This is a genomic window from Enterobacter kobei, assembly GCF_001729765.1.
Taxonomy (GTDB): domain Bacteria; phylum Pseudomonadota; class Gammaproteobacteria; order Enterobacterales; family Enterobacteriaceae; genus Enterobacter; species Enterobacter kobei.
This window is the reverse complement of sequence record NZ_CP017181.1, coordinates 2,001,073-2,021,235: the sequence shown is the minus strand read 5'-3', so window position 1 is coordinate 2,021,235 and position 20,163 is coordinate 2,001,073. Positions and strand designations below refer to the sequence as shown.

At 54.4% G+C, this 20,163-nt stretch carries 23 protein-coding genes; 13 read left to right on the top strand and 10 right to left on the bottom strand.

Annotated features, from left to right (window positions below):
- Positions 1-34: 34 nt before the first annotated feature.
- On the bottom strand, positions 35-358 hold the full coding sequence (gene mliC / locus BFV64_RS09735; protein ID WP_023338270.1) for a C-type lysozyme inhibitor: 324 nt from the start codon (positions 356-358) through the stop codon (positions 35-37).
- A 93-nt stretch (positions 359-451) separates the two neighbouring features.
- Positions 452-1,576: an anhydro-N-acetylmuramic acid kinase gene (gene anmK, locus BFV64_RS09730; RefSeq protein ID WP_045134969.1), complete on the bottom strand. Its 1,125-nt coding sequence runs from the start codon at positions 1,574-1,576 to the stop codon at positions 452-454.
- A 255-nt stretch (positions 1,577-1,831) separates the two neighbouring features.
- On the opposite strand from anmK, the gene slyB reads away from it, so the two are divergent.
- Both slyB and BFV64_RS09720 read left to right on the top strand, forming a co-directional pair.
- Positions 1,832-2,299, top strand: a complete 468-nt coding sequence (gene slyB, locus BFV64_RS09725) for an outer membrane lipoprotein SlyB (protein WP_014883569.1) — start codon at positions 1,832-1,834, stop codon at positions 2,297-2,299.
- 200 nt (positions 2,300-2,499) lie between these two features.
- The gene (locus tag BFV64_RS09720; RefSeq protein ID WP_069601971.1) at positions 2,500-3,861 is read left to right on the top strand and encodes a sensor domain-containing diguanylate cyclase; all 1,362 of its coding nucleotides are present in this window, start codon (positions 2,500-2,502) and stop codon (positions 3,859-3,861) included.
- A 37-nt stretch (positions 3,862-3,898) separates the two neighbouring features.
- Here the strand turns inward: BFV64_RS09720 and slyA are convergent, their stop codons facing one another.
- Positions 3,899-4,339 carry a transcriptional regulator SlyA gene (gene slyA, locus BFV64_RS09715; RefSeq protein WP_021241135.1) on the bottom strand — a complete coding sequence of 147 codons (441 nt, stop codon included), beginning with the start codon at positions 4,337-4,339 and terminating at the stop codon, positions 3,899-3,901.
- 186 nt (positions 4,340-4,525) lie between these two features.
- On the opposite strand from slyA, the gene BFV64_RS09710 reads away from it, so the two are divergent.
- From BFV64_RS09710 to BFV64_RS09700, 3 genes are read left to right on the top strand one after another with little or no spacing between them, the layout of a single operon-like run.
- Positions 4,526-4,762, top strand: coding sequence for a DUF1656 domain-containing protein (locus tag BFV64_RS09710; RefSeq protein ID WP_014883567.1), 237 nt, complete (start codon positions 4,526-4,528; stop codon positions 4,760-4,762).
- Positions 4,763-4,764: 2 nt separating this feature from the next.
- Positions 4,765-5,625, top strand: a complete 861-nt coding sequence (locus BFV64_RS09705; RefSeq protein ID WP_014883566.1) for an efflux RND transporter periplasmic adaptor subunit — start codon at positions 4,765-4,767, stop codon at positions 5,623-5,625.
- Positions 5,625-7,658, top strand: a complete 2,034-nt coding sequence (locus BFV64_RS09700; RefSeq protein ID WP_014883565.1) for an FUSC family protein — start codon at positions 5,625-5,627, stop codon at positions 7,656-7,658. Before BFV64_RS09705 ends, BFV64_RS09700 begins: the two co-directional genes overlap by 1 nt.
- Here the strand turns inward: BFV64_RS09700 and sodC are convergent.
- The 3 genes from sodC to BFV64_RS09685 form a co-directional block, all read right to left on the bottom strand.
- Positions 7,637-8,155: a superoxide dismutase [Cu-Zn] SodC gene (gene sodC, locus BFV64_RS09695; RefSeq protein WP_069601970.1), complete on the bottom strand. Its 519-nt coding sequence runs from the start codon at positions 8,153-8,155 to the stop codon at positions 7,637-7,639. The genes BFV64_RS09700 and sodC overlap by 22 nt on opposite strands.
- 80 nt (positions 8,156-8,235) lie before the next feature.
- Positions 8,236-9,132, bottom strand: a complete 897-nt coding sequence (locus tag BFV64_RS09690) for an aldo/keto reductase (protein WP_014883563.1) — start codon at positions 9,130-9,132, stop codon at positions 8,236-8,238.
- A 48-nt stretch (positions 9,133-9,180) separates the two neighbouring features.
- A complete protein-coding gene (locus BFV64_RS09685) occupies positions 9,181-9,420 on the bottom strand; it encodes a DUF1289 domain-containing protein (RefSeq protein WP_014883562.1) in 240 nt (79 codons plus the stop codon).
- 149 nt (positions 9,421-9,569) lie between these two features.
- Between BFV64_RS09685 and eptA the strand changes: the two genes are divergently transcribed.
- The 5 genes from eptA to rnt all read left to right on the top strand — a co-directional run bounded on the left by eptA (position 9,570) and on the right by rnt (position 14,241).
- Positions 9,570-11,195, top strand: a complete 1,626-nt coding sequence (gene eptA / locus BFV64_RS09680; protein WP_014883561.1) for a phosphoethanolamine transferase EptA — start codon at positions 9,570-9,572, stop codon at positions 11,193-11,195.
- A gap of 41 nt (positions 11,196-11,236) precedes the next feature.
- Positions 11,237-11,836, top strand: a complete 600-nt coding sequence (locus BFV64_RS09675; protein ID WP_069601969.1) for a TetR/AcrR family transcriptional regulator — start codon at positions 11,237-11,239, stop codon at positions 11,834-11,836.
- A gap of 53 nt (positions 11,837-11,889) precedes the next feature.
- Entirely contained in the window at positions 11,890-12,987 is a 1,098-nt protein-coding gene (nemA, locus tag BFV64_RS09670) for an alkene reductase (RefSeq protein ID WP_014883559.1), read from the top strand.
- Positions 12,988-13,087: 100 nt separating this feature from the next.
- Positions 13,088-13,495: a lactoylglutathione lyase gene (gloA, locus tag BFV64_RS09665; RefSeq protein WP_032636813.1), complete on the top strand. Its 408-nt coding sequence runs from the start codon at positions 13,088-13,090 to the stop codon at positions 13,493-13,495.
- 95 nt (positions 13,496-13,590) lie between these two features.
- Entirely contained in the window at positions 13,591-14,241 is a 651-nt protein-coding gene (rnt, locus tag BFV64_RS09660) for a ribonuclease T (protein WP_023332811.1), read from the top strand.
- 44 nt (positions 14,242-14,285) lie between these two features.
- Here the strand turns inward: rnt and grxD are convergent, their stop codons facing one another.
- Positions 14,286-14,633: a monothiol glutaredoxin 4 gene (grxD, locus tag BFV64_RS09655; protein WP_003832760.1), complete on the bottom strand. Its 348-nt coding sequence runs from the start codon at positions 14,631-14,633 to the stop codon at positions 14,286-14,288.
- A 338-nt stretch (positions 14,634-14,971) separates the two neighbouring features.
- Between grxD and BFV64_RS09650 the strand changes: the two genes are divergently transcribed.
- Together BFV64_RS09650 and sodB are read left to right on the top strand one after the other, a co-directional pair.
- Entirely contained in the window at positions 14,972-15,745 is a 774-nt protein-coding gene (locus BFV64_RS09650) for a C40 family peptidase (protein ID WP_014883556.1), read from the top strand.
- 122 nt (positions 15,746-15,867) lie between these two features.
- Positions 15,868-16,449 (top strand): superoxide dismutase [Fe], encoded by a 582-nt coding sequence (sodB, locus tag BFV64_RS09645; RefSeq protein WP_032636815.1) that lies wholly within the window; start codon positions 15,868-15,870, stop codon positions 16,447-16,449.
- Between the two features lie 39 nt (positions 16,450-16,488).
- On the opposite strand, the gene BFV64_RS09640 is transcribed toward sodB, so the two are convergent.
- Together BFV64_RS09640 and cydH are read right to left on the bottom strand one after the other, a co-directional pair.
- The gene (locus BFV64_RS09640) at positions 16,489-17,655 is read right to left on the bottom strand and encodes an MFS transporter (protein WP_069601968.1); all 1,167 of its coding nucleotides are present in this window, start codon (positions 17,653-17,655) and stop codon (positions 16,489-16,491) included.
- A 163-nt stretch (positions 17,656-17,818) separates the two neighbouring features.
- On the bottom strand, positions 17,819-17,908 hold the full coding sequence (gene cydH, locus BFV64_RS25315; protein ID WP_069601967.1) for a cytochrome bd-I oxidase subunit CydH: 90 nt from the start codon (positions 17,906-17,908) through the stop codon (positions 17,819-17,821).
- Between the two features lie 297 nt (positions 17,909-18,205).
- On the opposite strand from cydH, the gene purR reads away from it, so the two are divergent.
- The gene (purR, locus tag BFV64_RS09630) at positions 18,206-19,231 is read left to right on the top strand and encodes an HTH-type transcriptional repressor PurR (protein ID WP_014883552.1); all 1,026 of its coding nucleotides are present in this window, start codon (positions 18,206-18,208) and stop codon (positions 19,229-19,231) included.
- Between the two features lie 17 nt (positions 19,232-19,248).
- Here the strand turns inward: purR and punR are convergent, their stop codons facing one another.
- Positions 19,249-20,160 carry a DNA-binding transcriptional activator PunR gene (gene punR / locus BFV64_RS09625; RefSeq protein ID WP_014883551.1) on the bottom strand — a complete coding sequence of 304 codons (912 nt, stop codon included), beginning with the start codon at positions 20,158-20,160 and terminating at the stop codon, positions 19,249-19,251.
- Positions 20,161-20,163: the final 3 nt, after the last annotated feature.

Here is a 20,163-nt window from a genome sequence, read left to right as displayed (position 1 = left end):
GGTGGCGCTATTGTGCGCCGCCCCTGTAAAAATCTCAACGCTTCGGATTTTCAAGCTGGCAATTGTTCAGCACGATGCGGTCGCGTTTGTAGACCGTGGCGCTATCCCCTTTCGACCAGAAGACGTAGATACCGTCGGAATAACGTGCCCCGGAGGCCGACATGCCCTGCTTGAGGGTCAGCAGTTTATTGTCATAAACAAAACTGGCTTCCTGACGTGGATTATTCAGCTTCACGGTCAGCGGTTTTTCATCGCAGTGATACTCCAGCGTATCGGTCTGCATACGCTCAAGGAACTGGTTGTAGACGCTGCATCCTGACAGCAATAAAGGCGCGACAATAAGAAGAATTTTTTTCATGGGCGTATTCCGAAGACTTTCCTGGTCCTGGAGGGCATGGCTGCCCTCCTGTTTCATTCCATTCTAACGACGAGACGCCGCGCTGAATTTCAGTTAACTCTGATTATGACGAGGATTTGCCGGGTAAATCGCCCCGAGGACGCTGGCCTCGCGCGCGCCGGTCACCGACGGTAAATTACCCGGAAGCCCGGCGATGGTGCGCCAGGCAAGCCAGGCGAAAGCCAGCGCTTCCATATCATCCCCACTGATACCCGCCTCGTCTGTCGTGGTCACTTCCGTACCCGGCAGTAACGCGGCCAGACGCGCCATCACCAGCGGATTTCGGCTTCCACCGCCGCACACCAGCAGACGTTCGCATCCGCCGCTGAGAAGTACCTGCTCAGAGATCGACACCGCCGTTAATTCGGCAAGCGTCGTCTGCACATCCTGCGGAGCCAGTGCCGGGAATGGCGCCAGCTGACGTTCAAGCCAGCCAACGTTGAAGTATTCACGCCCCGTGCTTTTCGGCGCCGGTAAAGCAAAGTATGGATCGCTGAGCATCGACTGCAACAGCGGGAGAATCACTTTACCCTCGCTCGCCCACTCGGCGTTTTTATCATAGGGTTGCCCGCACTGCCGCCAGATCCAGGCATCCATTAACATATTACCTGGACCGGTATCGTAGCCGCGGACAGGCTGCCCGGGAATGAGCATTGACACGTTGGCAATTCCGCCGATATTCAGCACCATCCGGCGTTCTGAAGGGTGTGCCAGTAGCGCCTGATGGAACGCCGGCACCAGCGGTGCCCCCTGGCCGCCAAGCGCAATATCGCGACGACGGAAATCGCCGACGACCGTGACGCCCGTCTTCGCCACAATCTGGTTGTTATCACCGATTTGCATCGTATGCGGCGCATCACCAACCGGCTCATGCCAGACGGTCTGACCATGGCATCCGATGGCAACCACATCCTGCGGTCGAAGATTTTCTTTTTGCATTAACGCCTGTACCGCATCAGCAAACAGTGCTCCCAGGCGGACGTCAAGTTGCCCTAGCTGAGAGAGCGTCAATTGCTGCCCCTGACAGATACTCAGAATATCCTCTTTCAGTGAAATGGGAATGGGCCAGGTCAGGCTCGCCTGCTGAGCGACCATACGTTCATCAATGGCGGCCAGAACGACATCTACCCCATCCAGACTGGTGCCCGACATCACACCAATGTAGCGACCCGATTTCATGCGCTTTCCTTACGTTGCGTGGGCTAAGGTTATCCACTCAACCATAAACAGCACGGCTTTGCCATCCAGCGATAATATTTTTTAACAATGTCATGCGGGTGACATGAGCAGAACCTGTTTATGTCTCGTTAAGTCAAATTCAAGTACAATTTTCTTATTGTTAGTGCAAAGATATGAACTATGGCCCCTTATGCCATATAATTTAGCCATAACGGATGCCTCCAATTGGGCGTTTTTGGTGAACAGGAGATTCAAATGATTGTACGTGTACTGGGCGTTTCGCTGATTGGTTTAACCCTGGCTGGCTGTGTGAATGACAGCTCACTGTCTGGCGACGTTTACAGCGCTTCTGAAGCAAAACAGGTTCAGAGCGTGACTTACGGTACCGTTGTTAACGCCCGTCCTGTACAAATTCAGGGTGGCGATGACAACAACGTTATGGGCGCAATCGGCGGTGCTGTTCTGGGTGGTTTCCTCGGGAATACCGTTGGCGGCGGTACAGGCCGTTCTCTGGCGACCGCTGCGGGCGCTGTGGCGGGTGGTGTTGCAGGCCAGGGCGTTCAGGGTGCAATGAACAAAACGCAGGGTGTTGAGCTGGAAATTCGTAAAGACGACGGCAGCACCATTATGGTTGTTCAGAAACAGGGGAATACCCGTTTCTCTGCTGGTCAGCGTGTCGTGCTGGCAAGCAACGGAAGCCAGGTGACCGTTTCCCCACGTTAATTAAAACGGGATGTGGCTATCAGGCCACATCCCTTTACAATATATATCATTTTCATGAATATATTTACAAAATATATTCACCCGCCCATTACTTACCCCACCGTATATTGTTTCTGCGCAAAGTAATTATTGTTTCAATTGATTAGACTCTTCGCTATTACCTCCTGTTCATTCATTTTTAATTATTTAAAAAAATTTATATGCTTGCGAATAGTCTTACTGTAAAAGGTCGTTATCTCTCGTTCTGTTTCGGTTGTGTTGTTGTCATCGGAATATTACAGGGTTTATTTTCAACACTGGTTGAATGGGTTCCTTCCTTTTCGCCGCTGTTGTTCCCTACGCTCACCATTTTTCTACTGGTATTTCACCTGTTTATTGCCTGTTTTATGGCAATGAAATACTGGTGTGATAAGAGGTGTCTGTATCTGGTTGCCATCGCTTTTGCCTTTGCCGGTTCGGCATTGCTGATGGTTGGAACGCTGTCCAGTTTTCCCGCCTGGCTGGATCTCTACCAGTTCAACGTCGTGAACTATAACGATGCGATGATCTACTATATGTTCCGCCATCTCATCATGGCGGTCCTGTTCATCGCTTCGGCCCTGCTGTTTCCCCTGCGTAATCAGCCCCTTTCGCGGCTGACGCATATCGCTATCGTCAGCACGACATTTCTTTTTACTGCCGGTGGCGTGATGGTGGCGTGGATGTATTCCAGCCATTTTGATTTTTTATCCCTCGATCTAGTTGATAATGAAACGCGTCAGTTTATGGTTCTCTGGAGCCACAGCATTAATATTTCTTTAATTGTCCTCTGGGTGGTGACATTAGCAACGCTGATGTTTATGACGCGCGTACGTAATCTGTTCTGGGTGACCGGTAATTTTCTTTGTGTCTGCTATATCGTCACGCTCTTAATGCTGTTATTGGGTGGGCATGCCGAAGACATATCGTGGTATCGCGCCCGGTTATTTGAAACCGTCGCCACGCTGCTGATTATTTTTGTTCTGCTCTGCGATGTCTTCAGCTTGTACCGTGAATCGCATTCAAAGTATCAACAGTCGTATCAGAATTCGATTCGCGATCCGCTTACGCGCCTGTATAACCGCAGCTATTTTTATGAATCGTTAAATCAGGCGCTGGCTGTCGCAAAATCCAGCCGCCCTGTTTCGGTTATCGTCAGCGATCTCGATCGCTTCAAGCGCATCAACGACAACTACGGTCACCTGCAGGGGGATAAAGTCTTACAGTTTGTCGCCAATCTGCTGGTGGATTCCGTGCGCCCGCAGGACATCGCGGCGCGTATCGGTGGTGAAGAGTTTGTCCTGATGCTGGCAAATACCCCTTCAGACGCAGCATGCCAGGTGGCGGAACGCATACGGCTGAAGCTGAGCAGCTTTGATAAAACCACCAGCGAAGGTCAGCTACCGGAGCCCATTACCATCAGCATGGGTGTGTTTACGGCAACATCATCGTCCGTGACCGCAGAAGAGTGCGTGGAAAGCGCCGATAAAGCGATGTATGAAGCGAAAGAGACTGGCCGAAACCGCGTCGTTGTCTTTAGGTAGGAAAAAGGCCTTGCAGATGCAAGGCCTTGTTGTCTGGTCAGTCGCGAGACTGCAGCTCGTGGATGTTCTGCTCAAGGCGAGCAATGAGGCTGATGAGCATTTCCAGCTCCGCCGGTGAAACGCCTGAAAGGATTTCACCGCGCGTTTTGGTAATCACAGCTTCCATTTCGGTAATAATGGGCGCTGCTTTCTCGGTGAGTTTAATCCGCTTGGCGCGACGATCGCTGGCGCAGGTTTGCCGGGAGATCAGCCCCTTCTCTTCCAGTTGATCAAGCGTACGCACCAGCGACGGTTGCTCAATACCTATCGCTTTTGCCAGTTGAATTTGCGACTGGTCAGGCGGCAACTGATGAATGTTGTGCAGCGTGACCCAATGCGTCTGTGTCAATTCCAGAGGTTTCAGGCGATGGTCAATCAGAGCACGCCAGACGCGTACCAACCTTGCCAGATCAGAACCTAATGGCGATTCCAATTTCATCTCCTTATAATTAGCTTGCTAAGTTATTATACTGATTTTAGAATAGTGTGCAGCATTTGTATTGGCAAAACAAATGCAATACTGCATTCATCTAACTCAAAAGTATGACTTACACTGAATTCTGATGCTTCTTTATACTCAGACAAGCCAACGCGGCATTCTGTTCACTGCAAAGGATCTCTGCTTGTGACCTTTTTTCATCGCTCAGAGGGTTTACCCCTCCAGGACCTGATCTTCGGTGCGTCAGTCTACTTTCCTCCCCTGTTTAAAGCCGTGCTGGTGGGCTTTATCCTCTGGCTCGTTGCGCACCGCCTGCTTCGCGACTGGATGTATTCCGGCGAAATCTGGCATCCCATGTTGATGGATCTCTCCCTGTTCGCCCTCTGTGTCAGTCTGGGCCTTGCTGTTTTGACCGTGTGGTGAATATGCCTCTGAAAACGCTGAAGTACTTTTCCACCCTGTTTGTCCTGGTCCTCGCGCTGATCGCCGGCTGGTGGCTCTGGAATTTTTATATGCAGTCCCCCTGGACGCGTGACGGCAAAGTTCGCGCCGAGCAGGTCAGCATCACCCCGCAGGTGTCGGGAAGTATTACCACGCTCCTGGTGAAGGATAACCAGTATGTTAAAAAGGGAGAGGAACTGTTCCGTATCGACGATACCCCCTACCATATTGCCGTTCTGAATGCCCAGGCGCAGCTGGCGAAAGCCCAGTCAGACCTGGCGAAGGCCAATAACGAAGCCAATCGCCGCCGTCACTTATCTCAAAACTACATCTCAGCGGAAGATTTGGATACCGCCAACCTTAACGTCAAGGCCATGCAGGCAAGCGTCAACGTAGCCCAGGCGACGCTTAAGCAGGCACAGTGGGAACTGACCCAAACCGTGATTACCGCACCTGTAGATGGATGGGTGACTAACCTCTCTGCCCGGGTGGGTAACTACGCCACCACCGGCCAGCCTGTTTTTGCCCTTGTCGACAGCCACTCCTTCTACGTGGTGGGCTATTTTGAAGAGACCAAGCTTCGCCACATTCGCGAGGGTTCACCTGCGGCCATTACCCTTTACAGCGGTTCGCAAACGTTACAGGGTCACGTCTCCAGCATCGGTCGCGCCATTTACGATCAAAGCGTTGAAACGGATTCCGGCCTCGTACCGGACATAAAGCCGAACGTCCCCTGGGTGCGCCTGGCTCAACGTGTGCCTGTGCGCGTGGAGTTTGACCGTTTACCCGAGGGCATCACGCTGGTATCCGGCACCACCTGCACCGTCTCCATCGGAAGCCGTTAATGAAGCTGCAGGCGCTCTCCTGGCAAAACACGCCGTGGATGAAAGCGACGCGTCCTCAGTGGCGCTACGCGCTGCGTAATGGCATCGCCATGTGTCTGGCGCTGACGGTCGCCTATTACCTGAATCTTGACCAACCCTACTGGGCGATGACCTCAGCCGCGGTGGTGAGTTTCCCTACCGTTGGCGGAGTGATCAGCAAAAGCCTTGGGCGCATCGCAGGGAGTCTGTTAGGCGCCACCGCGGCGTTAATTATCGCGGGGCATACGCTGAACGATCCGTGGCTATTCCTGCTGAGCATGGCGGCGTGGCTGGGATGTTGTACCTGGGCCTGCGCCCATTTTACCAATAACGTGGCCTACGCTTTCCAGTTAGCGGGCTATACCGCGGCCATCATTGCCTTCCCGGTCGTCAATGTGCTCGATACCACCGAACTGTGGGATATTGCACAGGCGCGCGTCTGTGAGGTGATTGTCGGGATCCTCAGCGGCGGGTTTATGATGATGATCCTGCCCAGCACCTCCGACGGTACGACGCTGATTACCGCGCTGAAGACCATGCATACCCGGTTGCTGGAACATGCAAGCCTGCTGTGGCAACCGGATACCAGTGATGACATCCGTCTCGCGCATGAAAAGGTTATCGGGCAGATCCTGACCATGAACCTGTTGCGCATACAGGCTTTCTGGAGTCATTACCGTTTTCGTCGTCAGAACACGCTGCTCAACTATTTGCTGCACCAGCAGCTGCGTATGACCAGCGCCATCTCCAGCCTGCGCCGGATGCTGCTCAACTGGCCAACGCCCCCTGAAAATACCCGCGCCGTCATTGAGACGCTGCTCGCGACGCTTGCGCGTCCTGACGCGGATATTTACACCGTCGCGAAGATCATCGCCCCGCTCGCCCCGACGGATGAGTATGATTATCGCCATCGCGCATTCTGGCAGCGCCTGAATTACTTTTGCCGGTTATATCTGCGCAGTAGCCGCTGGATTAACGCCGTCGAGAATGCCACGCCGGTAACGGAATTTAATGTTCCCGGCAGCCCGGCTCTCGCCCGGCATACCGATTATCTGGAAGCACTGTGGAGTGGTTTTCGCACTTTTTGTGCGCTGACGCTGGTTGGGGCGTGGAGCATCACCACGCAGTGGGAATCCGGTGCCGCGGCCCTGACGCTTGCCGCCATCAGCTGCGTGCTTTACTCCGTCGCGGCCTCGCCGTTTAACTCTCTTACGCTACTGCTGCGCACGCTGGTACTCCTGTCATTGTTCAGTTTCGCCGTGAAGTTTGGCCTGATGGTGCAGATAAGCGATCTCTGGCAGTTCCTGCTGTTCCTGTTTCCGCTGTTAACGACGATGCAACTCCTCAAGCTGCAAATGCCGAAACTGGCGGGCCTGTGGGGCCAGCTGATTGTCTTTATGGGCTCGTTTATCTCCGTGACGAATCCGCCGGTGTATGATTACGCCGATTTTCTCAATGATAACCTGGCAAAGATCCTGGGCGTGGGGCTGGCATGGCTCGCATTTGCGGTATTGCGTCCCGGCTCTGATGCACGTAAGAGCCGACGACATATCAGGGAATTACGCAGAGGGTTTGTCGACCAGCTCAGCCGCAAACCGCATCTGCGTGAAAGCGAGTATGAATCGCTGGTGTATCACCATGTCAGCCAGCTCAATAACAGCCATGACGCGCTTTCCCGCCGCTGGCTGCTGCGCTGGGGCGTGGTGCTGTTGAACTGTTCGCATGTGGTCTGGCAGCTTCGCGCATGGGAAACGCGGTCCGACCCGCTGTCGCAGGTGCGCGATGTTTGCATTTCCCTGCTACGCGACGTGATGAGTGAGCGCGGTGTCCAGCAGCGGCCTCTGGAGGTCACGCTGGCTGAACTGCAACGGATCTGCGATACCCTCGCGCATCACCATCTTCCCGCAGCCCGTGATTTAGCCTCAATCATCTGGCGCCTGCACTGCTCGCTGTCGCAGCTGGAACAGGCTCCCCCACCGGGCACCATTGGGGATCAGATCACGCCGCAGGCATAACGTGCCCCGCCGCCGCCAAGCGGTTTAGGCTGATCGGACATGTTATCGCCGCCCACGTGGATCATCAGCGCTTTGCCTTTTACTTCATCCAGTTTTTTCAGGCGCGGGGCCATGACCGGATCGGTGGCTTTACCGTCATTGTTCACCACCAGCACTGGCAGATCGCCAAGGTGCCCCATACCGTCTGGCCCTTCATGTTTGCCTGAATGTTGCGGATCGAGATGCCCCCTGGCGGCTTCCGCCGCGGACGGTTTACCCTCTTTCATGGCAGGCTGGCAGCTTCCTTTGGCATGAACATGAAAGCCGTGTTCGCCGGGCGGGAGTGCTTTGAGATTGGGCGCGAATTCCAGCCCCTTGTCGGTCTCAGTGATTTTCACCGTCCCGATAGACTGACCCACACCCTGAGAGGTGACGAGATTCATTTCCACTTCGTCGCTGGCTGCCTGCGCTCCTGCGCAAACAACCAGCGTGACCAATGCCAGAGCAAAACGCTTCATATGACCTCCGCGGGTTATTTTTTGCCCCTTAAGTGTATACCAGAGGCAAAGATTTCACCGGAAAGTCAGATTATGGCGGTTTAAGGCACGTCGTAACCCAGCGCGGCTTTGCGGATCCGGAACCACTGCTGACGTGTCATTTCCAGCTCTTCCGCGGCCAGTGCGGAACGAACGCGTTCGATTTTTCCGGAGCCAATAATCGGCAGCGGTTTTGACGGCAGACGCAGGATCCACGCATACACCACCTGTTCAATGCTCTCCGCGTTCAGCTCACGGGCGATGGTTTCCAGTTCATTGCGCAGCGGCTGGAACGCCTCATCATTAAACAGGCGACCGCCTCCCAGGCAGGACCAGGCCATCGGGCGAATGCGCAGCTGTTGCAGTTGGTCGAGCGTACCGTCCAGCAGCAGCGGCTGATGGACAGGGGAAATTTCCACCTGGTTAGTGGCCAGGGTAAACGGCAGGCGAGACTGAAGCAGTGCAAACTGTGCCGGGGTAAAGTTTGAGACGCCGAAGTGACGCACTTTCCCACTCTGATGCAGATGCAGGAACGCTTCCGCCACCTCATCGGCGTCCATCAGCGGGTCTGGGCGGTGAATCAGCAGCAGGTCGATGCGATCCGTCGCCAGATTGACCAGCGACTGCTCAGCGCTCTTGATGATATGCGCGCTGTCGGTGATGTAATGGCCGAGGGCGTGCTCAGGTTTTGCCGTGGTGGCAATCCCACACTTCGTGACGATCTCCATGCGGTCGCGAAGTGCCGGAACAAGCTTGAGCGCCTCGCCAAATGCGGCTTCACACAGGTAGCCACCGTAAATATCCGCATGGTCGACGGTCGTGACCCCTAAATCGATATGCTCTTCAATAAAGCTCGCCAGCTGGAGGGGGGACATATTCCAGTCCATCAGGCGCCAGTAGCCCATCACAAAACGGGAGAATTCTGGCCCCTGGGGGGCAAGGGTAATTCGCTGAACCATAACATTTTCCTCAAGGACGTGATGTCATGAGTATACGCAATTACCGTGTTAAAACAGTGAAGGTTGCTGAGGTTCTTCGGTCTCAGCGGCTTTGTTTGCGCGGATTTTGCGCAGAAGTCGCTGCCGGCATAGCCGGAGCACCTCCTGTTTTTGCGTGTCGCTGAAGTTTTGCCAGTTAAAGCGCTCGTCACGGGTGCGCATGCACCCGCGGCAATATCCGCGTTCATCTACCTGACAAATACCCCGGCACGGGCTCTGGATGGGGAAAAACTCCAGTTGCTCTGCCACATTGACCTCCGCATGACCACTCTCATCTACAGTGAAGACGCTAAACGCGTCAGGTGCAAGGGCTTTACCACAGTTTTGTGGCATTAAGGTTTCACTAATCTTCCCTCTCTATACTCAGCCCATCATCATAAGAACAGGTTTTTCGATCGATGCAGTTAATCAAAAAGTTACAATGTAACGATATTAAATTTACTCTGGGCTGTGCACTCTTTTTTACTCTGCTGAACGGGCTGTTTATCCAGCGCAGCTGGGCCATTATTGCCCCTGCGCATCTGCACGACATTCTCTTTGCCGCGTCCGTGCCGGTGGTGCTGTTTTGTGGCTGGGTAATTGTTTTTAGCCTGCTCAATATCCCGTACATCCGTAAGCCGCTGCTGATCGTTTTAACTGTCGGTTGCGCTGCGGCAACCTATTTTATGTATACCTACGGCGCGGTCATCGATCAGAACATGATCGTCAACGTGTTCGAAACCAACTCTCAGGAAGCCACCGCCCTGGTGACCCCGCAGATGATTCTGTGGATTGTTGTTGCTGGCCTCGTGCCCTCCGTGGTGCTGGCTCTCACCCGAATTCGTACCGGAAAATGGTGGTACGCGCTGCTGACGCGCGTAGCCGCGATGCTGGGCGCTCTGCTGGTGATCATCCTGATTGCCGCACTGTTTTATAAAGATTACGCGTCGCTGTTCCGCAATAACAAAAGCATCGTCAAAATGGTTACCCCGGCGAACTATGTCAGCGCCGTGGTGAAGTACAGCAAAATGCGCTGGTTTGCCGGCGATCAAACGCTGGTGCGCATTGGCGAAGATGCGCATAAAGGCTCGCTGATTGCGGGTCAGCAAAAGAAAACCGTTCTGGTGCTTGTCGTCGGCGAAGCCTCTCGCGCGGCAAACTACTCCCTGAACGGTTACGGGCGCGAAACCAACCCCGAGCTGAAAAAGCAGGACGTGATTAACTTCCCGCAGGCCTCTTCATGTGGCACCGAAACCGCGGTTTCCGTTCCCTGCATGTTCTCCGGCATGACGCGCAGCAAATACGATGCCGACCTGGCTCGGCATCAGGAAGGGCTGCTTGACGTGCTCAGGCACGCGGGCGTCAACCTGCTGTGGCGCGATAACGACGGCGGCTGTAAAGGCGCCTGCGATCGCGTGCCTCATACCGACATGACGCAGTGGAATCTGGATCAGTTCTGTAAAGACAAATCCTGTATTGACGATGTGAACTTCTACCGTCTGGACAACGTGCTGGATGGCGTGAAGCAAGATACGGTGCTGGTTATCCACCTGATGGGCAGCCACGGTCCGGCGTACTATCGCCGTTACCCGGACAATTTCCGTAAATTCACCCCAACCTGCGACACGAACGAAATTCAGGATTGCGATCATCAGGCGCTGATGAACACCTATGACAACACCATCCTGTATACCGACAGCATGGTCAGCAAAACCATTGACGCACTGAAAGCCCGTCAGGCGAACATGAACACCGCCCTGATTTATTTGTCAGACCACGGTGAATCGCTGGGTGAAAGCGGTATTTACCTGCACGGTACGCCATACATGCTGGCACCCGAGCAACAAACGCACATCCCGTTTATGTTCTGGCTATCGCCGGATTATGCAAAAAACTTTGGCATCAACGCGCAGTGCTTACGCGACTATGCGGCAAAAAATGCGGTTTCGCAGGACAATTTATTCTCAACGGTGCTGGGTATGATGGACATTAAATCAAAGGTTTATCAACAGCAGCTGGATATTCTGAATGGTTGTCGGCAGTAAACAGGCTTGCATTAGACCGAACGGTCTATTAGAGTGAGGCCATGAGCAGAAATACTGAACACGATACCCGCGAACATCTACTGGCGACTGGCGAGCGGCTTTGCATGCATCGCGGTTTCACCGGCATGGGGTTAAGCGAGCTATTAAAAACTGCTGAGGTACCGAAGGGGTCGTTTTATCACTACTTCCGGTCCAAAGAGGCGTTTGGCGTGGCGATGCTGGAGCGGCACTATGCGGGCTACCATCAGCGTCTCGCGACCCACTTCGCCACGGGTGAAGGTAACTATCGGGATCGTGTTCTTAACTACTATCAGGAAACGCTGAATCAGTTCTGTCAGCAGGGCATTATCAGCGGATGCCTGACGGTAAAACTGTCTGCCGAAGTGTGCGATCTCTCCGAAGATATGCGCACGGCGATGGATAAAGGTGCCAGCGGTGTTATCGCCCTGCTGGCCCAGGCGCTGGAAAAAGGCAGCAATGAAAAAACGCTGGCCTTTTCGGGTGAGCCTCTGACTCAGGCGCAGGTGTTATACGCGCTATGGTTAGGCGCTAACCTGCAGGCCAAGATTTCGCGCAGTGCCGTGCCGCTGGAAAGCGCGCTGGCACATGTGAAAAACACAATTACTGCGCCTGGCATTTAACAGGCGTTTTTATTTATCTTATTACTAGTCGACTGGTCTACTCAGGAGTCTTTATGTCAGCTGAAAAATTATTTACCCCCTTAAAAGTGGGTGCCGTTACCGCGCCAAACCGCGTGTTCATGGCTCCGCTTACCCGTCTGCGCAGCATTGAGCCGGGTGACATCCCCACCCCACTGATGGGTGAATACTATCGTCAGCGCGCCAGTTCCGGCCTGATCATCACCGAAGCTACGCAGATTTCTGCTCAGGCTAAAGGTTATGCGGGTGCGCCGGGGCTGCACAGCCCGGAACAGATCGCCGCATGGCAGAAAATTACAGCGGGCGTGCATGCTGAAGAGGGACGCATTGCCGTCCAGCTGTGGCACACCGGGCGTATCTCCCACAGCAGCATTCAGCCTGGCGGCCAGGCACCGGTTTCAGCCTCTGCCCTGAATGCTAACACCCGCACCTCGCTGCGTGATGAAAACGGTAACGCGATCCGCGTCGATACCTCAACGCCGCGCGCCCTGGAGCTGGATGAGATCCCGGGTATCGTGAACGATTTCCGTCAGGCCGTGGCCAACGCCCGTGAAGCAGGTTTTGATTTGATTGAGCTGCACTCCGCGCACGGTTACCTGCTGCACCAGTTCCTGTCACCGTCATCTAACCAGCGTACCGACCAGTATGGCGGCAGCGTCGAGAACCGCGCCCGTCTGGTGCTGGAAGTGGTTGATGCCGTATGCCAGGAGTGGAGCCCGGATCGTATCGGCATTCGCGTCTCCCCGATCGGTTCTTTCCAGAACGTCGACAACGGCCCGAACGAAGAAGCGGATGCGCTCTATCTGATTGAAGAGCTGGCAAAACGCGGTATCGCCTATCTGCACATGTCTGAGCCAGACTGGGCCGGCGGTAAACCTTATACGGAAGCCTTCCGTCAGAAAGTGCGTGAGCGCTTCCACGGGGTGATCATCGGTGCGGGTGCCTACACGCCAGAGAAAGCGGAAGACCTGATCGGCAAAGGGCTGATCGATGCCGTTGCGTTTGGCCGCGACTATATCGCCAACCCGGACCTGGTCGCCCGCCTGCAACAGAAAGCCGCTCTGAACCCGCAGCGTCCTGAAAGCTTCTACGGCGGCGGCGCTGAAGGTTACACCGACTACCCTTCTCTCTAATCTCACCATTGTTCATTGATAGCGGCGACACTTCGCCGCTATACTAAAACATCGTTTCTGTTCAAAAAAATATTCAAATCCATTGGTTAATGAGGAAATTATGCGCCTACTTCACACCATGCTGCGCGTTGGCGATCTGCAACGTTCTATTGATTTCTACACTAACGTACTGGGCATGAAACTGCTGCGCACCAGCGAAAACCCGGAATACAAATACTCGCTGGCGTTCGTGGGTTACGGCCCGGAAACGGATGAAGCGGTGATTGAGCTGACCTATAACTGGGGCGTGGACAGCTATGACCTGGGCAACGCCTACGGCCATATCGCGCTGGAAGTGGACAACGCAGCCGAAGCGTGCGAACGCATCCGCCGCAACGGCGGTAACGTCACCCGTGAAGCGGGTCCGGTTAAAGGCGGCACCACTGTGATTGCATTTGTGGAAGATCCGGACGGTTACAAAATCGAGCTGATTGAAGCCAAAGATGCCGGTCGTGGTCTGGGCAACTGATCCCTCAGGGCGCAATATGCGCCCGTAGTTTTACTGCATCACCCCGCAAAATTTGCCATAATGCGCTCTGCTTTTTCCCCTTGTAAGAGACCCTGATGTCCGATAACGCTCAATTTAGCGGTCTGTGCGACCGTTTTCGTGGTTTTTATCCCGTTGTCATTGATGTAGAAACAGCCGGATTTAACGCTAAAACCGATGCGCTGCTCGAAATTGCCGCCATCACGCTGAAGATGGATGAACAGGGCTGGCTTACACCAGACACCACGCTGCATTTCCACGTTGAACCTTTCGAAGGGGCAAACTTACAGCCGGAAGCACTGGCCTTCAACGGTATCGATCCGCATAACCCACTGCGCGGTGCGGTAAGCGAATATGATGCGCTGCACGCCATTTTTAAAATGGTGCGTAAAGGCATGAAAGAGAGTAACTGCAGCCGCGCCATCATGGTGGCGCATAACGCCACCTTCGATCACACCTTTACCATGGCCGCAGCGGAGCGCGCCTCGCTCAAACGCAACCCTTTCCACCCGTTTGTGACCTTCGACACGGCAGCACTGAGCGGTCTGGCGCTGGGGCAAACGGTGTTATCAAAAGCCTGTATTACGGCGGGTATTGAATTTGACGGCACGCAGGCGCACTCGGCTCTGTATGACACGGAGCGCACCGCAGAGCTGTTCTGTGAGATCGTCAACCGCTGGAAGCGTCTGGGCGGCTGGCCACTGCCGACAGGTGACAGCGAAGAATAAAAAAAGCGACCTTAACAGGTCGCTTTTTTATTTGCGCAGCAAACTTACTCTGCGTCCGGCTCTTCGGTTTTGTACTTCGCCGCGGTTTCTTTGATCAGCTGCTGCAGTTCACCGCGCTGATACATTTCAATCAGGATATCGCAGCCGCCTACCAGCTCACCGTCTACCCACAGCTGCGGGAAGGTTGGCCAGTTAGCGTATTTTGGCAGCTCAGCACGGATGTCCGGGTTCTGCAGGATATCAACGTAAGCAAAACGCTCACCACAGGCTGAGAGCGCCTGAACCGCTTGCGCGGAGAAGCCGCAGCTTGGCAGCTTCGGAGAACCTTTCATATACAGCAGAATCGGGTTTTCAGCGATCTGGCGCTGGATTTTTTCAATAGTGGTGCTCATGTCTTGCTTCCTTTAACTTCTGTTACGGCAATAGTCTGACATTGTAGCGGGTCAGGCTGGCATCGGAAAATAACATTTTCGTCACGTTTATACATTTTACCGCGACTCTACAAAAGTTGCATTGCAAATGGTGTTTAACCCTGCGGCAGTCAGGGTTTTGCTTAGGGAGTGAACAATTGTGCGACAGAACGATGAATTTTTTTGCACTTGCTAACGAAACAGGTTTTTAGATTGAAAAATGCTATTAACTTCTCGGGTTTTTATGGATTAGAATCGACGGGCTTTGTAAATCACTCGCGGGTATTATTGATGACCTGCATTTATCAGGGGACTGCCCAGTGGCGCGGATAACAAAAATCTCGATCACGCTCTGTGCTTTACTGTTTACATCACTCACTCTCACGCCAGTGGCAAACGCCTCTCAGCAGGCGCGGCATTCTGCTGTACAAAAAAGCCATCTGGTAAAAGCCACAGAACGTAAGAAAAAAACCACCACAAAGAACGAAAAGAAAAAGACGACCACCAAGACGACACAAACCGCTTCCAGCAAGACCAAAACAAAATCTTCCCGCACTGCCCACACCACCAAAAGTAAAACTTCGCTGACCGCTGCTAACCTCGTCACTGAAAAATGCATTACGCGTAAAGGCCACAAAGCGAAATGCACCAAAGTCACGAAAATCGCGGAAGTACATAAAGTCCGTGTACAGAAAGCGCAAAAAACCGCGATGAATAAACTGATGGGGCAAATTGGCAAACCTTATCGCTGGGGTGGCAGTTCGCCACGAACCGGCTTCGACTGTAGCGGCCTGGTCTATTACGCCTATAAAGATCTGGTTAAGTTCCGCATTCCGCGTACCGCTAATGAGATGTACCACCTGCGCGACGCCTCTCCGGTGAGCCGTGGTGAGCTGGAAAACGGCGATCTGGTCTTCTTCCGCACGCAAGGCCGCGGCACGGCTGACCATGTGGGTGTCTATGTCGGCAACGGGAAATTTATCCAGTCACCGCGCAGCGGCCAGGATATTCAGATCACCTCCCTGAGTGAAGACTACTGGGTACGTCACTACGTCGGCGCACGTCGCGTGATGACGCCGAAAACTATTCGCTAACCCCTGCCCTGCCGCATCCGTGGCAGGGTAAGTTCCTCTTTTGCATACCCTTTCAATTTGCTATCCTGTCCTTGTTGTCTGTGTGGTTATTGGCAACGCTAAATACAATAAGGAGAGAAGCAATGTCGTTCGAATTACCTGCACTACCGTATGCAAAAGACGCCCTGGCACCGCACATTTCTGCGGAAACCCTGGAATACCATTACGGCAAACATCACCAGACGTATGTCACCAACCTGAACAATCTGATCAAAGGCACCGATTTCGAAGGCAAAACGCTGGAAGAGATCGTCCGTAGCTCAGAGGGTGGCGTATTTAACAACGCGGCTCAGGTGTGGAACCACACCTTCTACTGGCACTGCCTGGCACCCAATGCCGGTGGTGAACCTGCCGGTGAACTGGCTTCCGCGATTAACGCCGCCTTTGGCAGCTTCGCCGATTTCAAAGCGAAGTTTACGGATGCCGCCATCAAGAACTTCGGCTCTGGCTGGACGTGGCTGGTAAAAGAAGCGGATGGCAAACTGGCAATCGTGTCCACCTCTAATGCAGGCACCCCGCTGACCACCAGCGCTACGCCGCTGATGACCGTGGACGTGTGGGAGCACGCTTACTACATTGATTACCGTAACGCGCGCCCGAACTACCTGGAGCACTTCTGGGCACTGGTCAACTGGGACTTCGTCGCGAAGAACTTCGCCGCGTAAGAGAGACGCAGAAGGGGTCCCCCTTCTGCGTTATTTTTATTATTCCGCCGTGCAAACGGCTTCTGGCTGTTTTCGGCCGGACATCATCACCAGCAGCAGGCCGAGAGCGGCAATAATCGCCCCCATCACCGGCACAAAGCTGTATCCCAGACCGCCAGAAATGACGGCGCCGCCCGCCGCAGCACCCAGGGCGTTCCCCAGGTTAAACGCACCGATATTCACCGAAGAAGAGAGTCCCGGCGCCTCGTGGGCGACACGCATCACGCGCATCTGCAGCGGCGGCACCACGGCGAAGGTGGCTGCGCCCCAGACAACCATCGCGATGGCCGCGCCAAACTCGTTACGCGCCAGCCACGGAATCGCGATCATGATGGCAATCAGCAAGGTTAAAAAGCCTTTCAACGTTCCGGCCACTGAACGGTCAGCAAATTTCCCGCCAAGGTAGTTACCCATTGAGAACCCTACGCCAATCAATACCAGCATCGCGGTAATAAAGATCGGGGTTGCATGGGTGATATCGTGCAGCACCGGTGAAATGTAGGTATAGAGCGTAAACATCGCCCCGGCCCCCAGCACGGTGGTCAGCAGTGCAGAAAGCACCTGCGGGCGCACCAGTACCGACAGCTCTTTGCGCACGTCCGGACGTTCACCCGCGCTGCCTTTCGGCAGGGAGAAGAACAAGGCCACCATCGCCACCACGCCCAGCCCGGCGGTTGCCAGGAATGACATACGCCAGCCGATCGCTTCACCCAGCCAGGTCGCAGCCGGTACGCCGCCAATGTTGGCAATCGTCAGCCCCATAAACATGGTCGCCACGGCGCTTGCCTGCTTATGTTTCGGCACCACGCTTGCGGCCACGACCGAGCCCAGCCCAAAGAACGCGCCATGGTTCAGGCTGGTCAAAATGCGCGACAGCATCAGGGTGGTGTAGTCAGGTGAAATGGCAGAGAGCACGTTGCCCAGGGTGAAAATCGCCATCAGGAAAATCAGCGCATTACGGCGCGCGCGGTGTGAAAGCAGTAGCGTCATCAGCGGCGCCCCCACCATCACGCCGATGGCATAAGCGCTGATTAACATCCCGGCCGCAGGGATCGAGACATCCACGCCCCGGGCGATAACAGGCAGTAACCCCATCGGGGAGAATTCGGTGGTGCCAATCCCAAAAGCGCCAATCGCCAGGGCAAGCAGGGGAAAATTGATTTTCATGCGTCAACTCCGGATGCCGTGTCATGTCGTGACACAGAACAAAGAAGCGGAAAGCATGACATCAATCACAAAAAATGAGAAGTTAACAAAATGGCAAAAGATTTTTGCCTGAGAAGTAACAATCCGGTAAACCGGGAGGGAGAAGATTCTCCCTCCGCGTAAATCAGTGCAGCACAGCCGTCAGGCCAGCCGCCACAATCAGCGCCAGCACAACGATGGTGGTGAACAGCGAAAACTTCAGATCGGAACTCATCAATTTTTCTCCTTTTAATCCCCCCACGAAAAGTGAGCTTGCTCATTTTTGCACAGTTTACGTCAAAAATCTTCCCGGATTTAAGCTGATAACCACTTTACCTCTTCCCCTTTTCATCAAGATAGGACAAAATTCCACGCTAAATTTATTAGCGTACCGGCCATTGACCCCCTCCTGACGTCCCGTGTCGTTTTCCTGGCGTACCGCAATCTAAAATTGCGTGATAAGGGTGAGAGAAGGCAAACGTTTACCTTCAAGTATTTCAGGAGTTTAGGATATGGTCTGGAGTGACATTTAATGGCAACAATTAAAGACGTAGCAAAACGCGCAAACGTTTCCACTACAACCGTATCACATGTAATTAACAAAACCCGCTTTGTGGCGGAAGAGACGCGCAACGCCGTCTGGGCAGCAATCAAAGAGCTGCACTACTCGCCAAGTGCGGTTGCGCGCAGCCTCAAGGTGAATCACACCAAATCGATTGGTCTGCTGGCGACCAGCAGCGAAGCGGCCTATTTTGCTGAGATCATTGAGGCGGTAGAGAAAAACTGCTTCCAGAAAGGCTATACCCTGATTCTGGGCAACGCGTGGAACAGCATTGAAAAACAGCGAGCCTATCTCTCCATGATGGCGCAGAAGCGCGTGGATGGCCTGCTGGTGATGTGTTCCGAGTACCCGGAATCCGTACTGTCGATGCTTGAAGAGTATCGCCATATCCCGATGGTGGTGATGGACTGGGGTGAAGCCCGTGCGGATTTCACGGATTCCGTTATCGACAACGCCTTTGAAGGCGGCTATATGGCGGGCCGTTATTTGATCGAACGCGGTCATCGTGAGATTGGCGTGATCCCGGGTCCGCTTGAGCGTAACACCGGCGCAGGTCGTCTGGCTGGCTTTATGAAAGCGATGGAAGAAGCACTGATCACCGTGCCAGAAAACTGGATCGTACAGGGTGACTTTGAGCCGGAATCAGGCTACCGCGCGATGCAGCAGATTGTCTCCCAGCAACATCGTCCTACCGCCGTTTTCTGCGGGGGCGACATCATGGCGATGGGCGCGCTCTGTGCGGCCGATGAGCTGGGTCTGCGCGTCCCGCAGGACATTTCCGTGATCGGCTATGACAACGTGCGCAACGCGCGCTTCTTTACCCCTGCGCTGACCACCATTCACCAGCCGAAAGATTCGCTGGGTGAAACGGCCTTCAACATGCTGCTCGACAGGATCGTCAACAAACGTGAAGAGTCGCAGTCCATTGAAGTCCACCCGCGCCTCATCGAACGCCGTTCCGTTGCGGATGGTCCGTTCCGCGACTACCGTCGTTAATCGCTTTACGGAGCCAGTCACACTGGCTCCCGTAACCATTCCCGGTTAAGCGTTTCGCTGTCCCCCAGATAATCCAGCAGCCAGGCCATAGCAGGTGAAACATCATTTTGTTGCCAGGTCAGACAGCAAGCCGCATCCGGGAACGGATTCTCCAGCGTCAGTTCAACCCACTCGCCGGTGTCGATTCGCGGGCGCGCAAAATGAACGGGCACCATCGCGACGCACAGCCCTGCACTGAGGCAGGTCGCCGACGATTCCCAGTCCGGGGCGACCACGCGACGCTGGTTATCCAGCAGCCAGGTGATACGCTTGGGCAGCGAGCGGGAGGTGTCCTCCAGCACCAGCGACGGCCAGTTACGCAGGGTATCGTCGCTTAACGGCCCCTCCATGGCCGCCAGGGGATGATCGCGTGCCACTACGCATTTCCAGCTCAGCATCCCCATATCGCGAAAGGCATAGCGTCCCCCAACCGGAATCGCCTGCGTCGCCCCAATCGCCATTTCTACCCTGCCGTCCGACAGCGCGTCCCACACGCCGTTGAACACTTCCTGCGAAACACGCAACTCAACGTCAGAAAAATGACGATAGAAATCGACGATCATTTGCCGGGTGCGTTCCGGCTTCACGATATTATCGACCGCGATGGAAAGATGCCCCCGCCAGCCGTTAGCGATCTGCTGACACTGTTCGCGGGTGATCTGCATTTTTTTGATAACAGAACGCCCTTCTTTCAAAAACCACGCCCCGGCAGGCGTTAATTCCACATCACGATGTCGCCGTTCGAACAGCGGAACGGCCAGCCACTCTTCTAGCTGACGCACCGTATAGCTGATTGCCGACGGGACGCGGTGCAGTTCCTGCGCTGCTCCGCTAAAGCTGCCGTTACGCGCGACAGCATCGACCACTTCAAGAGAATAATCTGACCACATTTT